This is a genomic window from Streptomyces sp. NPDC040718 (assembly GCF_055593565.1).
Genome location: NZ_JBVIXO010000018.1, coordinates 24,101 through 38,292 on the forward strand (window position 1 = coordinate 24,101; position 14,192 = coordinate 38,292).

The following is a 14,192-nucleotide window of genomic DNA, read 5'->3' on the forward strand; positions in this document are numbered from 1 at the left end:
ACGGAGGGGCCGGGCGGCGCACGCCACCCGGCCCCTCCGCCCGTCTCCCGCCTACTTCACGGCCTTCGCGTAGTCGGCCCACACGTTGACCGCCCGCGTGCTGCCGGGCGTCGTGGGGGCGTCGCCGCCCAGCCCGGTCAGCGGCAGCGGGATCAGGTCCAGCAGCGACATCCGGTAGACCACCACCGCCGTGGTCTCCTGCGCGGTGGTCCCCACGAACCAGCCCGCCGTGTTCGCCGCGGTCGTGCCGGTCTTGCCCGCCGCCCCCGGCTGGGCCTTGGCCGCCGCCTTGGCCGAGCCGTCGCTGACGGTCGAACGCAGGGCCTCCGTCACCGTCCGGGCGGTCTTCTGCGACATCGCCTTGGCCGCCTTCGGCGGGTCGAGCGGCACGGCCGCGCCCTCCCGGGTGGCCGAGCGCACCGAGTAGGGGTCGGTGTGCATGCCGTCCGCCGCGAAGGTCTGGTAGGCCCCGGCGATCCGGATGGCGCTGGGCTTGGAGTTCTCCCCGAGGGCGAAGGCGGGGATCCGCGGCCCCAGGCTCGACGCGAGCAGCCCGGAACGCTCGGCGAGCGACTCCACCCGGTCGAGACCGACGTCGAGGCCGAGCTGGAGCATGGGGGTGTTGACGGAGTTGGCGACGGCCTGCTGCAGGGTCACCTGCCCCCAGCTGCGGTCGCCCTCGTTGTGCCCCTTCAGCACCTTGCCGCTGCGGTCCCAGTACGGGCCGTCGGGCGTCTGCACGGTCGCCTGGTCGTTGCCGTCGTAGACGCTGGAGGGGGAGACGGGCGTACGGGCCTGGCCGCGCGTGCGCAGCACCCCGTCCTCCAGCGCGGCGGCGTAGACGAGGGGGGTGAACACCGTGCCGGCCGGGATCGTCGTGGCGTTCGCCTGGTTGAAGCCCTGCTTCAGGTAGTCGGGACCGCCGTACACGGCGAGCAGCCGCCCGTCGCGGGCCACACTGGCCGCGCCGATCTTCGCGAACTTGTCGGTGTCCTGACGCCGCTCGGGGTCGATGTCCTTCTGTGCCTGCTGGACCGCCGCGGTCAGGGCGGCCATGCGGTTCTTGTCGAAGGTCGTGTAGATCTGGTAGCCGCCGAGGTCGAAGTCCGACTCCTTGAGGTGGCCGGCCTTGATCGCGTACGCCTTGGCCATCTCCACCAGGTAGCCGTTCTGCGCGCCGGGCATGCCGACGAGGGAAGCGTCCGAGGGCTCCGGGAACTTCGTGTAGCCGGCGCGCTCGGCGGCGGAGAGGTGCCCGGTCTCGACCATGCGGTCCAGGATCCAGCTCCAGCGCTCGACGGCGCGGGCGTGGTTCTCCTTGCCGAGCGAGGGGTCGAACAGGCCGGCGCCCTTGAGCAGGGAGGCCAGGAAGGCGCCCTCGCTCGCGTTGAGCTGCGAGACGTCCTTGCCGTAGTACGCCTGGGCCGCGCGCTGGATGCCGTAGGTGCCGCGCCCGAACCAGCTGGTGTTGAGGTAGTCCTCCAGGATCTGCTTCTTGCCCGCGCGGCTGTCCAGCTTCACGGCGAGCAGCAGCTCGGTGAACTTCCGGGACAGGGTGCGGTCCTGGTTCAGGTAGGCGTTCTTCACGTACTGCTGCGTGATGGTGGACCCGCCCTGGGTCTCACCGCCCGTCAGCGCGGCGCGCACGGCGCGCATCACACCCGAGGGGGAGACTCCGGGATCGGAGTAGAAGCTGGCGTTCTCGGCCGCCAGGACGGCTCCCTGGACCTTCTCGGGCACCGTGTCCAGGGGCATCTCCTGCCGCTGGACCCAGCCCGTGCGGGCCATGGTGGAGCCGTCGGACCAGTAGTAGACGTTGTCCTGCTGGGTCGCGAACGAGTTGAGGTCGTCGGGTATGTCCGTTGCGGCGTACGCGATTCCGACGAAAGCCGCCATGCCGACAAAAAGGTACACGACGGCGCCGAGCCACTGCCGGCCGGAGGGTATCCACCTGCGCCAGCCGCTGCGCCCCGGCCGCGGGTACGCCGGACGCAGGCGCCGCAGTACCGGGCCCGCCTTGGCCAGGGCCGGTCCGAGGACGGGCGCGAGCCGCTCCGCCAGGCCGGAACCGGAAGGCGTCCGGCGGCTGCCGGACTTCCTGCGGCGGCCCGTGGTGGCCGCGCCGCCGGTCTTCGGGGCCGCGCGCCTGCCCCGTGATCGCCTTCTCGAGGACATGTCCTGCCTGCTCACTCCGTACGCCCCCCGTGCTCCGCTTCCGCCTACACCCTAGATGCATTTTCTGTGAAGACGGTGAGGAGGCGGCGGGAACCGGAGTGCCGCCCCGGAGCGTCTCGCGATGCGGAAGCGGAGTCATGGCACCCGGCGGGCGGGGCGATCATTGCCGGGCAACGGGGGACGAAACGGAACGCGGCCACACCGTCGCCCAGTTGTGCGAAGATTCCGTCCTCCCGGTCCGTGTGGACCGGGTGACAAGGGGATGCACAGTGATACCTAAGAGGTTCAGGCTGGCCGCCATCGGGGCCCTGACCGTGGCCATAGCGTCCGGCAGCCTGTTCGCCTACTCCGCGAGCGCGGGCACGACCGAAGAAGCCGATCGGGCCACCGCGGACGCCTTCGGCCGCATAGCCGACGATGTGCTCTCGCAGCGCACGCAGGCCCTGGTCGACGGCCACGTGAAGCACCGCGAGGGCGCGCCTTCCTCCAAGAAGAAGGCCCGCCTGTCGGACAAGCTGAAGAAGGACGAGAGCGCCGCGATCGCGTCGCTCAAGTCCCGCAAGACCCGCCTCGCGGAGCTCGGCGAGGCCTACACGGCCGCCGACACCCGCGTCGTGGTGGAGAAGGCGACCATCACCGGGGGCAAGGCCACCGTCCAGGTCACCGAGCAGACCACGCTCACCTACAAGAAGGTGCGCGGGGACGAACCGGACACCACGGACTTCAAGACGCGGTACGAGCTCACCCTGACGGGCAAGAAGGGCGGCTCCTGGGAGCTGGACTCCATCAACTCCCAGGACAGCGCCAACGCCCCCGTCGCGGTGAACGAGCCCGTGGCCGCCAAGGTCGCCGCCACCGTCAAGGACGACGGCAACCAGTACCCGGACGGCACTCCCGCGTCCACGAAGTACCCGGCCCCGGCGCCCAAGCCCAAGACGCTGACCGGCGGCGCGTACGACTACAACGCCATGGCGAAGTACGCGGAGAAGTACTGGAGCAACTACAACCCGGCCTACCGGAAGTTCAACGGCGCCGGCGGTGACTGCACCAACTTCATCAGCCAGGCGCTGAAGGCCGGCGGCTGGAAGCCCGTACCGGGCTCCTCGTCGGACTACCGCAACTGGTGGTACGACGGCACCCGCCAGTCCGACTCCTGGGTCGGGGCGAACGAGTGGGCCTGGTTCACGCTCTCCAACGAGCGGGCCGCGAACCTGGCGAACGTGTACCAGATGGACATCGGCGACATCCTGCAGGTGGACTTCAACAAGGACGGGTCCAAGGACCACTCCATGATCGTCAGCTACCGCAGCCGTGCGGGGATGCCGTACCTCACGTACCACTCGACCAACACCTACCGTAAGTCGCTCGCGAGCATCATCGCGTCCTACCCGGACGCGCGCTACTTCGCGTACCGCACCTGACGGTCGGCCCCCGAGCCCCTCCCGCCGGCGGAAGCCTCCCCGGCGGGAGGGGCTTTTGCGTGCCCGGGCTGGCCGGATGCCGTCGTTTTCCGTGCCAAACCTCCCACTCATCAAGATCACTGCATCGAGGTAATGCCATCGGCATTTCAAGGTCATCCGGACGAGGGGGCCGTTACTGTTCCCAGAGATCTGGACGGATTCCCGGATATTCGCCCTCTTTTTTCCTTTTCACCGGTGACGTGCGCTTATGCCCGTCGCCGCGCTTACGAAGGAGAGCTCGTCGCATGACCGTTGACACCAGCCCGGAAGCCCAGCTGGATCCGCCGCAGCAGTCCAGCCTGAGCACGGCTGCCGCCCGCAACCTTGCCAGCACCACCAAGTCCGCCCCGCAGATGCAGGAGATCACCTCCCGGTGGCTGCTGCGGAGCCTGCCCTGGGTGGAGACCAAGGGCGGCACCTACCGGGTGAACCGCCGGCTGAGCTACACCGTCGGCGACGGACGGATCGAGTTCGTCCAGGACGGCGCCTCGGTCCGGGTGATCCCCCAGGAGCTCGGCGAACTGGCCCTGCTGCGCGGCTTCGACGACATGGAGGTGCTGACCGCGATCGCCGGCCGGTGCGTCCAGCGCGACTTCCGGGCCGGCGAGGTGCTCGTCGAGCGCGGTACCCCGGCCGACCAGATCCACATGATCGCCCACGGCCGGATCAGCCAGACCTCCCTCGGCAAGTACGGCGACGAGGTGGCCATCGCCACCCTCGCCGACGGCGACCGCTTCGGCGAGAACGCCCTGCTCGACGGCGACGCGGGCTGGGACTACACCGCCACCGCCGAGACCCCCGGCACCCTGCTCACCCTCTCCCGCAGCGAGTTCGCCGCCGTACTGTCCGCGGCGCCGACCCTGCAGGCACACATCCAGCAGTTCAGCTCGCTCCCGCACCAGCGGCAGAACCGTCACGGCGAGGCCGAGATCGCCATGTCGGCCGGCCACACCGGCGAGTACGAGCTGCCCACCGCCTTCGTGGACTACGAGCTCAGGCCCCGCGAGTACGAGCTCTCCGTCGCGCAGACCGTCCTGCGGGTCCACACCAGGGTCGCCGACCTCTACAACGGGCCGCACAACCAGACCGAGGAACAGCTCAGGCTCACCATCGAGGCGCTGCGCGAGCGCCAGGAGCACGAGCTGATCAACAACCGGGAGTTCGGCCTGCTCCACAACGCCGACTTCAAGCAGCGGATCCAGACCCACTCCGGCCCGCCCACCCCGGACGACCTCGACGAGCTGCTCTGCCGCCGCCGCGGGACCAAGTACCTCTTCGCCCACCCCAAGACGATCGCGGCGATCGGGCGCGAGTTCAACGCGCGCAGTCTCTACCCGGACCACGTCGACGTCGGCGGCCAGCAGGTGCCGGCCTGGCGGGGCGTACCGATTCTGCCCTGCAACAAGATCCCCATCAGCAAGCAGAACACCAGCTCCATCCTCGCCATGCGTACCGGCGAGGACAACCAGGGCGTCGTCGGCCTGCGGCAGACCGGTCTGCCCGAGGAGTACGAGCCGGGCCTGTCGGTGCGCTTCATGGGCATCAACGAGCAGGCGATCATCTCCTACCTGGTCACCACCTACTACTCCGCCGCCATCCTGGTGCCCGACGCCCTCGGCGTCCTGGAGAACGTGCAGATCGCCCGCAGGCGCGACTAGAGGACCTGCCCACCGGCCGCGACGCCCGGCCCCCCCCGGGCCCGGCCGAGCACGCCCGGGATCCGGGCCACCTCACCCACCTCACCAAGGAGCCACGGATGCCCGATCCCGGGCCTTCCCCTCTGCAGTCGAGCCTGCCCTCCGCCGCCGCGCACTTCGGGGCGCACGTCCTCGCCGACACCCTGAGCCTGGGCCGGGCCCCGGCCGGCGCCCCGGTCGCGGAAGCCGCCGCGGCCGAAGCCGTCCCCGGAGCGGCCGCCGCCGCGACGCCCGTCGTCACGGCACCCGCAGCCACCCGGTCGGCCCTGCCGTCCGCGCCCGTCCTGCCCTTCGGCACCCACACCCCCGCAGCGGCCGCCCCCGCTGTGGGGGAGGGAACGGTACGGCAGGCCGGCGAGGCCCTGGAACGGATCATCCGCGGGCCCAGCGGCCTGGGCACGACCGCCCTGCACCTCGCCCGGCCCGAGGGGCCCACCGCCCCTCCGGCCGCCCCGGCGCAGGGCAGGCCCATCCCGGGCCTCTACCACCACCCGGTTCCGGAACCTGACCCGGTGCGGGTGGAGGAGGTCAGCCGCCGGATCAAGCGCTGGGCGGTGGACGAGGTCCAGGCGTACCCGCCGGAGTGGGAGGACCAGTTCGACGGCTTCTCCGTGGGCCGCTACATGGTCGCCTGCCACCCGGACGCCCCGACCGTCGAGCACCTGATGATCGCCACGCGGCTGATGGTCGCCGAGAACGTGGTGGACGACATCTACTGCGAGGACCACGGCGGCTCGCCCGTCGGTCTCGGCGGGAGGCTCCTGTTGGCGCACACCGCCCTCGACCCCGTCCACACGACGCCGGAGTACGCCCCGGCGTGGGAGGAGTCGCTCCTCTCGGACGCGCCGCGCCGCTCCTACCGCTCCGCCATGGAGTACTTCGTCCGGGCGGCCACCCCCTCCCAGGCCGACCGGTTCCGGCACGACATGGCGCGGCTCCACATGGGATACCTCGCCGAAGCCGCCTGGGCCGAGACGGAGTACGTCCCGGAGGTGTCCGAGTACCTGGCGATGCGCCAGTTCAACAACTTCCGGCCCTGCCCCACCATCACCGACACCGTCGGCGGCTACGAACTCCCGCCGGACCTGCACGCGCAGCCCGCCATGCAGCGGGTCATCGCGCTGGCGGGGAACGCCACGACCATCGCCAACGACCTGTACTCGTACACCAAGGAACTTGACGCCCGCGGCAAGCACCTGAACCTGCCCGTGGTGATCGCCGAGCGCGAGGGCCTGTCCGACAAGGACGCCTACCTGAAGGCGGTCCGGGTCCACAACGACCTCATGCACGCCTTCGAGGCGGAGGCCGCACAACTGGCCGCCGCCTGCCCCGTACCGACCGTGCTGCGCTTCCTGCGGGGCGTGGCCGTCTGGGTCGACGGCAACCACTACTGGCACATGACCAACACCTATCGCTACACCCTGCCCGATTTCTGGTAAGGACGGACTTATTCGTGACCAGCACTGATCTCACCACCGCCCCCTCCGTCGGCTCCGTGCTCATCCCCGCCCCGACGACGCCCTACCAGGGCGACATCGCCCGTTACTGGAACGACGAGGCCCGCCCCGTCAACCTGCGCCTGGGCGACGTCGACGGCCTTTACCACCACCACTACGGCATCGGCGACATCGACCACGCCGCCCTCGGCGACACCGAGGACAGCGAATACGAGAAGAAGCTGATCGCCGAGCTGCACCGGCTGGAGTCCGCCCAGGCCGAACTGCTCCTGGACCACCTCGGCCCCGTCGGCCGCGACGACACCCTCGTGGACGCCGGCTGCGGCCGCGGCGGCTCGATGGTGATGGCCCACCAGCGCTTCGGATGCAAGGTCGAGGGCGTCACCCTGTCGACCAAGCAGGCCGACTTCGCCAACCGGCGCGCCCGCGAACTCGGCATCGAGGACCACGTCCGCGCCCGCGTCTGCAACATGCTGAACACCCCGTTCGAGACCGGCCAGGCCGCGGCCTCGTGGAACAACGAGTCGAGCATGTACGTCGACCTCCACGACCTGTTCGCCGAGCACTCCCGGGTCCTCGCCGTCGGCGGCCGTTACGTCACCATCACCGGCTGCTGGAACCCGCGTTACGGCCAGCCCTCCAAGTGGGTCTCGCAGATCAACGCGCACTTCGAGTGCAACATCCACTCCCGCCGCGAGTACCTGCGGGCCATGGCCGACAACCGCCTCGTACCGCAGGCCGTCATCGACCTGACCCCCGACACGCTGCCCTACTGGAAGCTGCGCGCCACGTCGTCCCTGGTCACCGGCATCGAGGAGGCGTTCATCAAGTCCTACGAGGACGGCTCCTTCCAGTACGTCCTGATCGCCGCCGACCGCGTCTGACCAGGCTCTGACCGGGCTCCGACCGAGCCCGTACGCAGACCGGAGGGGCCGGGACCGTCAGCCGACGGACCCGGCCCCTCCCGGGCATGTGACCATGGCCCCCGGTACATCCGCACCACCTGGGGGAAGCATGTCCACCCGCACCACCGCCGCGCGCACCCTCGCCGCCGTGCTCGCCGCACTCTTCGTCCTGGCCGGCTGCACCTCACCGGACAACGGCACGGAGGCGGCGGGCGGTTCGCCGGCGGCCGCGGCGCCACCGCCCGCACCGGGCGGCACCGGGGCCGGGTACGAGGGGCCCCGCCCGCAGGACCAGAACCTGCTGGCCTGGACCGGCGACCCGAACGACGCGGGGCACGTCACCGCCCAGTCGGCGGCCGGCGTCGGCGGACGCGTCACCCTGGTCCGGGTCGTCCTGCGCCAGGAGATCACCTGGTCGAACATCTGGCTCGGGCTGGCCGGCCTCGACCCCAACGCCCAGCTCACCAACTGCTACTTGGGCGTGTACGACGCCACCGGCGCCCTGCGCGCGGCCACCCCCGACGTGTCGCCCCAGCTGATGACCGACCCCGTCGCCAAGCCGCTCGCCCTCGCCAAGCCGTTCACCGCCGCCCCCGGGACCTACTTCATCGCCCTCCTGCTCAACGGCAACTGGGCCACCAACGCCCTGACCCTGAAGTCCACCGGAGCCGGCATCTCGGTCAACGCGGGCCTCACGCCCCCCAACCTGCGCTACAGCACCATCCTGACCGGCCAGAACTCCCTGCCGGCCACCGTGAACCTCGCCGAGCAGTCCACCAGCACCATCAACACCGGCTGGGCCAGCCAGTGGTACGGCATCTCCTGACGCGCGCCCCCGGCGCCGGGAACGGGCCGGCGCCGGGAGCGGGCTCAGGCCGCCACGGTCTCGGGGCGCGCCCCGCGGGCGGGCGGGGCCAGTCGGCCCGTGCGGTCCAGGCCGTACAGGGCGGCCGTGCACCCGAGGCCCAGGACGAACAGCGCCAGCCAGGGCAGCGCCGACATCCCGGCGGAGCGGGCCGCGTCCAGCGCCGCCCCCGTGAGCAGGTTGCCGACGGCGATACCGACCCCGCACACCGTGTTGTACAGCCCGTAGTGCGTGGCGACCAGGCGGTCCCCGCAGAGGCGGACGATGGTGTCCATCTCGAACGGGTAGGCGATCATCGTCCCCACGGCGAGCAGCAGCGCCGCGAGCACGGGCGGCACCGCCGCCAGCAGCCGCGTACCCAGCTGCGATTCGGGTTCGGGCAGCGCCGTGGCGGCGAGCAGGGGCAGGAAGGCCGCCCCCATGGCCAGCAGCCCCCAGGCCAGCGCCCGGCCCGGCTCCAGACGGGCCTTGCACCAGGCGGTGACCCGGGTCTGGAAGAGGATCGTGCTCAGTCCGGACACCGCGAAGAGCCCCGCCACCGCGGCCGTGCCGAAGCCGCCCTCGCCGCCCACGCGCCGGACCTCCAGCGGCAGCGCCATGTAGACCTGGAAGGTCATCACGTACGAGCCGATCATCGCCACGGAGAACAGCAGGAACGGCCGGTTGGCGAGGATGCCCCGCCACTGGGCGAGCACCCCCTCGGGGCGGCCCCCGGCGCGCCCGGCGGCGTCGTTGCCCCGGCGGGCGGGGAGCGCCCGGAGCTGCACGATGCTCAGCACCGCGAAGATCCCGGCCGCGACCAGGCAGGTGACGCGGAAGTCGACGCCCGTCAGCACCATGCCCACCAGCGGGCCCAGCAGGATGCCGGCCTGGTAGAAGACGTTGAACAGGGCGAAGGCCTCCACCCGGCGCTCGCCCGCGTCGGCGGCCAGGTAGGCCCGGGTGGCCGGGTTGAACAGGGCCCCGGCCAGCCCGGTGGCCGCGGAGGCGGCGATGAGCGCCGGGACGGAGTCGACCAGCCCGAGGGTCGCGAACCCGGCGATGCGCAGCGCCAGCCCGGTGACGATCATCGGCTTGTAGCCCAGGCGGTCGGCGAGGGTGCCGCCGATCAGGAACATGCCCTGCTGGCTGAAGTTGCGCACGCCGAGGATCAGCCCGACCGTCCAGCCGGCCAGTCCGAGCGGGCCGGCCAGGTGCGTGGCGAGGTAGGGCATGAGCATGTAGAAGCCGAGGTTGATGGTGAACTGGTTGACCATCAGCAGCTGGACGCTGCGCTCGTACGTACGGACCTGAGCGAGGGTGCCCTTCATCAGGCGGGAACCTCCGACGCGCGCAGGGTCAGCGGGTCCACCACGCTCGCGCAGCGGGTCCAGCGGGTGACCTCCTTCTCGTCCAGGCGGCCGATCGTCTCGGGCTCCGCGGCCGGAGGGGAGCCCAGCAGCCCGTGCGCGGCGCAGTAGTCGTCGTCGTACACGGTGCCGAGGTAGCGCTGCGGCCCGTCGGGGAAGACCGCGGCGATCCGGGTGTCCTCGGGCAGGGTGCGGGCCAGCCAGCCGGCCACCAGGGCGACCGCGCCGACGCTCCAGCCGCCGGCGGCGTAGTGGGACGCGGCGAGCTGGCGGCAGGTCCACACGGCCTCGCCCGGGGCGACCCAGTGCACCTCGGAGAACTGCTCGTAGGCGACGTTGCGCGGGTAGATGCTCGAACCGAGGCCGCGCATCAGGCGGGTCCGCGCGGGCTGGCCGAAGATGGTGGAGCCGACGGTGTCCACCCCCACCAGCTTCAGTTCGGGGTAGAGCTGGCGCAGGACGCGGGAGACGCCGGCCGAGTGCCCTCCGGTGCCGACGCTGCACACCAGGACGTCGATGTGGTGCAGCTCGGTGGCCAGTTCGAGGGCCAGCGGGGTGTAGGCGGTGGTGTTGTCCGGGTTGTTGTACTGGTCCGGGCACCAGGAACCGGGGTGCCGGGCCAGCAGCTGGGTGACGCGGTCGCGGCGGGCCTGCTGCCAGCCGCCGGTGGGGTGCGGTTCGGAGACGACGTTGACCTGTGCCCCGTACGCCGTCAGCAGCCGGGTCATCGACGATTCCAGGCCGGGGTCGGTCACCAGGGTGACGGGGTGTCCGTGGACCATGCCGGCCAGGGCGAGGCCGAGGCCGAGGGTGCCGCTGGTGGACTCGATGATCCGGGCGCCCGGCTCCAGCTCGCCCCGGGCGCGGGCCCGTTCGACCATGTGCAGGCCGGGCCGGTCCTTGATACCGCCGGGGTTGAACCCTTCGAGCTTCGCCCAGAAGCCGCGGCCCGCCGGGGCCAGGGGCTCGGACACGCGCAGCAGGGGGGTGTTGCCGACCAGCCCGGAGAGGCCGGAGCGGGCGGGGGGAGTGACGTCGGAGGCCGAAGAATGCATTGTTCCGCTCTCGTTTGATGGTGCTTCGGTTGTCGCGCTCGTGGGAAGTGCCGAGCCTGGACAGGGCAGGGCAGGGTCCGCCCGTCGGGGCATACGTCAGCCGTTGCGAACGGGCTTACGGGAGCGGACTAGAGCCGCCATCGACAGACGATGGTCAGAGTGGAACGTCCTGAGCGGGCGGCGGCCGGTCCGGCGGCGCCCGTGGGTGCCGCCCGGGCCGCCGCCGGAGCGGAGCCCGAGTCCGCCGAGGGCCGTGCGGGCCCGGCGGACAAGGGGGCGGGACCCTGGCCGGTGGGGGCCGGGTCGGAGGAGGCGCAGCTGGAACCGTGGCCCGGATGCGGGTGCGCGTGGCCCAGGGGCTCTGAAGGGGCCGTCGGCCCGGGCTCCAGCGCGGCTCCGGCGGCTGACGAGCCGTAGGAGACGCCGGTGTGCCCGTGCGAGGAGCAGGCGAGGGCCGCGAGGAGCAGCGCGCCGAGCATGCCGACGACCAGTACGCGGTACCAGGGTGAATCGGGAGATAAGGGGCGCGTGTGGGGGTGGGTGGACAAGGTTCCTCCGTGCGGCGGGCACCCCTCGGCCCGGGCGGGCTAGGGTGACGGGGATCGCGGGACGGGCCCGGAAGGATCCCGGGTCTACACCTGGAGGACGGTGGAGGTGGCCCGGTGGGCGCAGGGGGCGGCTCCGGCCGGGGGCCGGGCCGGGCCGGGGTGGCCGGTGGCGTCCCGGTGCGCCGCCGGGGCGGGACGGGCGACGGTCGCCGCCGGGGGAGTGGCGGTCGCGTCCCCAGGGGGGCCGGCCCTGTGGGGTTCGGGGGCGCAGTCGTGGACCGGGTGGGAAGGTGCGTGGCGGTCGGCGGAGGTCGCCGAGGCCGGGGTGGCGGTGCCGGCGGACGCCGTCTGGGCGGCCGTCGCGGTGCCGACGGCGGTGCCGTGGGTGGAGCCGTGCGGGCCGTAGTCGTGCGCGCAGAGCAGGCCGAACAGCAGCAGGATCAGCCCGAGCAGGTGCAGCAGGCCCGCGGAGGCGCGGATCCACGGCGTACGGGGGGACCTGGCTGTGACCACGCCGTGATCTTAGCTTGTCCCCCGCGTGATCGGCGGTCCCGAAATCGGACAATCGCGAGCGCTTCCCGGCCGGTGTCCGGCAGGAGGCTCAGCCCGCCAGCTCCCGCGCGTCCAGCGGGAGGTGCCAGGCGTTGCGGCGGCGCACGGCGTGCAGCTGCGCCTCCAGCGGGTTCGGCGGCACGGCGAGTACGGGGCACGGGGCGTGCGCCATGCAGTGGCGGGCCACCGAGGGCCGCAGGCCGGCCAGCAGCCGGCGGCGGCCCGCGCCGACCACCAGCAGGTCGTCGGCGTCCCGGGCGGCGTCGACCAGGACGGCCCGCGGGGTGCCCCGTACGATCTGCCCCGTCAGGGGGACGCCCGGCCCGCCCGGCCCGAAGGCGGCGTCGATGGCCTCGCGCAGCCGCCCGGCCGCCGCCTCCCGGTACTCGGGGTAGGGGGCGCAGGCGCAGGAGCCGCGGGCGGCCGGACCCCCGCCCGGTGTCTGCCAGGCCAGCACCGCCCACAGCTCGGCCCCGCGCAACCGGGCCTCGTCGGCGGCCCGGTGCAGGGCTGTCAGACTCCCGGGCCCGCCGCTCACGCCCGCCACCACCCGTCGTCGTGCCACCGCCGGCCCCTCCCGCGTCGCCAACCGTCCAGCTTCCATTGAACGCCCGCCGGGGCGGCCCGTACGTCAGCGGTGCGTATGGACCCGGTCGGCCGACGTCAAGTTCCCGTCAGGAAGGCGCGGGCGCGGCGGTGGGCAGGACGGCCCGCAGGCGGGCGCCGCGGTCCGAGGGCTCGGAGGTGAGCGTGCCGCCGTGATGGGCGGTCAGGTCGCGGGCGATCGCCAGGCCCAGGCCGGCCCCGCCGTGGTCGCGGCTGCGGGCGTCGTCGAGCCGGGTGAACCGCTCGAAGACCCGCTCCCGGTCGGCGGGCGGGATGCCGGGACCGTCGTCGAGCACCTCCAGCACGGCGGTCCGCGCCCCGGCGCCGCCGGCGGTGCGCAGGACGAGCTCGACCCGCCGGTCGGCGAACCGCTGGGCGTTGTCGAGCAGGTTGGTGACCACCCGGGTCAGCCACAGCTCGCTGCCGTCCACCTCCACCCCGGCCTCCAGCTCCGTGCGTACGGGGACCCGGTCGCCCAGCCGCGCCTCCACCGCGGACCGCACCACGGCACCCAGGTCCAGGCGGGCCGCGGCGACGGGCTGGGCGGCGTCGATCCGGGCCAGCAGGAGCAGGTCCGAGGCCAGGTGCTGGAGCCGCTCGGTGTCCTCCAGCGCCCCGCCGATCAGCTCCGGCCACAGTTCCGGGTCGCGGACGGCCAGGGCCACTTCCAGCTGGGTGCGCAGCACGGTGAGCGGGCTGCGCAGTTCGTGCGAGGCGTCGGCGATGAACTGGCGCTGGCGGTGTCCGGAGGACTCCAGCCGGTCCAGCGTGGCGTTCATCGTCTCGGCCAGGCGGGCCACCTCGTCGCGGGTGGGGGGCACCGGCACCCGGCGGTGCAGGTCCCGGTCGGTGATCTCGGCGACCTCCGCGCGGATCGCCTCGACGGGCCGCAGGGCGCGGCCGGTCACCCGCCACGTGACCAGGGCCACCGTGGCGAGGAGCAGCGGCCCGCCGACAGCGAGCGCGGCGGTGGTGGTGTCGTCGGCCGCGTCCACGTCGCGCAGGGAGGTGCCGACGTACACGGTGACCAGGCCCTGCGGGGTGTCCGTGGTGACCTGCACGACCCGCAGCCGGTGCTCGGCGCCGAGCGGCCGGACCCGCCAGGTGTGGAAGGCGGTCCCCGGGCCCGCCGGCCCGCCGGGGCCGAGCGCGGGCGCTCCGGCCAGGTTCGGGGTGGCCCGCAGCACCCGGCCCCGGGCGTTGACCACCTGGACGAAGTCGGCGCCGGGCAGCGGCGCGCGCATCCGGTCCAGGCCGCCGGAGGCCGCGAGCCGGGCGATCGTCACGGCCTGCCGCTCGGCGTCGCGCTCGGCGTTGCGCAGCAGGTTGGCCTTCAGCAGCCCGAGCAGGGCGAACGAGGCCAGGGCGAGGGCCGCCGCCACGACGACGACGGCGCCGGCGGTGGCCCGCCCGCGGACGGTGGCGGGCCCGATCCGCCGCAGCAGGCGGCGCGCGGGTCCGCGTACGCGGCCGAGCGGACGGAGCACCGGGCCGGGGTCCGCCGGGGTCCCGGCCGGGGCGTG

Annotated in this window: 12 protein-coding genes; 5 read left to right on the forward strand and 7 right to left on the reverse strand. The window is 72.8% G+C overall.

Annotated elements, in window-relative coordinates:
• Positions 1-51 precede the first annotated feature (51 nt).
• On the reverse strand, positions 52-2,175 hold the full coding sequence (locus tag ACZ597_RS31280) for a transglycosylase domain-containing protein (protein WP_471337350.1): 2,124 nt from the start codon (positions 2,173-2,175) through the stop codon (positions 52-54).
• Positions 2,176-2,444: 269 nt separating this feature from the next.
• On the opposite strand from ACZ597_RS31280, the gene ACZ597_RS31285 reads away from it, so the two are divergent.
• The 5 genes from ACZ597_RS31285 (at position 2,445) to ACZ597_RS31305 (ending at position 8,520) form a co-directional block, all read left to right on the forward strand.
• Positions 2,445-3,596 carry an amidase domain-containing protein gene (locus tag ACZ597_RS31285; RefSeq protein WP_471337354.1) on the forward strand — a complete coding sequence of 384 codons (1,152 nt, stop codon included), beginning with the start codon at positions 2,445-2,447 and terminating at the stop codon, positions 3,594-3,596.
• A 284-nt stretch (positions 3,597-3,880) separates the two neighbouring features.
• The gene (locus ACZ597_RS31290; protein ID WP_471337358.1) at positions 3,881-5,293 is read left to right on the forward strand and encodes a family 2B encapsulin nanocompartment shell protein; all 1,413 of its coding nucleotides are present in this window, start codon (positions 3,881-3,883) and stop codon (positions 5,291-5,293) included.
• A 98-nt stretch (positions 5,294-5,391) separates the two neighbouring features.
• Positions 5,392-6,771: a family 2 encapsulin nanocompartment cargo protein terpene cyclase gene (locus ACZ597_RS31295; protein ID WP_471337361.1), complete on the forward strand. Its 1,380-nt coding sequence runs from the start codon at positions 5,392-5,394 to the stop codon at positions 6,769-6,771.
• Positions 6,772-6,785: 14 nt separating this feature from the next.
• Complete coding sequence (locus tag ACZ597_RS31300) at positions 6,786-7,673, forward strand: geranyl diphosphate 2-C-methyltransferase (RefSeq protein WP_471337365.1); 888 nt, start codon at positions 6,786-6,788, stop codon at positions 7,671-7,673.
• Between the two features lie 130 nt (positions 7,674-7,803).
• Entirely contained in the window at positions 7,804-8,520 is a 717-nt protein-coding gene (locus tag ACZ597_RS31305) for a hypothetical protein (protein ID WP_471337368.1), read from the forward strand.
• A gap of 44 nt (positions 8,521-8,564) precedes the next feature.
• On the opposite strand, the gene ACZ597_RS31310 is transcribed toward ACZ597_RS31305, so the two are convergent.
• The 6 genes from ACZ597_RS31310 to ACZ597_RS31335 all read right to left on the reverse strand — a co-directional run bounded on the left by ACZ597_RS31310 (position 8,565) and on the right by ACZ597_RS31335 (position 14,114).
• On the reverse strand, positions 8,565-9,869 hold the full coding sequence (locus ACZ597_RS31310) for an MDR family MFS transporter (protein ID WP_471337371.1): 1,305 nt from the start codon (positions 9,867-9,869) through the stop codon (positions 8,565-8,567).
• Positions 9,869-10,963, reverse strand: a complete 1,095-nt coding sequence (locus ACZ597_RS31315; protein WP_471337374.1) for a PLP-dependent cysteine synthase family protein — start codon at positions 10,961-10,963, stop codon at positions 9,869-9,871. Before ACZ597_RS31315 ends, ACZ597_RS31310 begins: the two co-directional genes overlap by 1 nt.
• Before the next feature lie 128 nt (positions 10,964-11,091).
• Entirely contained in the window at positions 11,092-11,442 is a 351-nt protein-coding gene (locus tag ACZ597_RS31320) for a hypothetical protein (RefSeq protein WP_471337378.1), read from the reverse strand.
• Between the two features lie 153 nt (positions 11,443-11,595).
• Positions 11,596-12,024: a hypothetical protein gene (locus ACZ597_RS31325; protein ID WP_471337382.1), complete on the reverse strand. Its 429-nt coding sequence runs from the start codon at positions 12,022-12,024 to the stop codon at positions 11,596-11,598.
• A gap of 88 nt (positions 12,025-12,112) precedes the next feature.
• Positions 12,113-12,628 (reverse strand): universal stress protein, encoded by a 516-nt coding sequence (locus ACZ597_RS31330; RefSeq protein ID WP_471337386.1) that lies wholly within the window; start codon positions 12,626-12,628, stop codon positions 12,113-12,115.
• A 109-nt stretch (positions 12,629-12,737) separates the two neighbouring features.
• A complete protein-coding gene (locus tag ACZ597_RS31335; RefSeq protein WP_471337789.1) occupies positions 12,738-14,114 on the reverse strand; it encodes a sensor histidine kinase in 1,377 nt (458 codons plus the stop codon).
• Between the last annotated feature and the right edge of the window lie 78 nt (positions 14,115-14,192).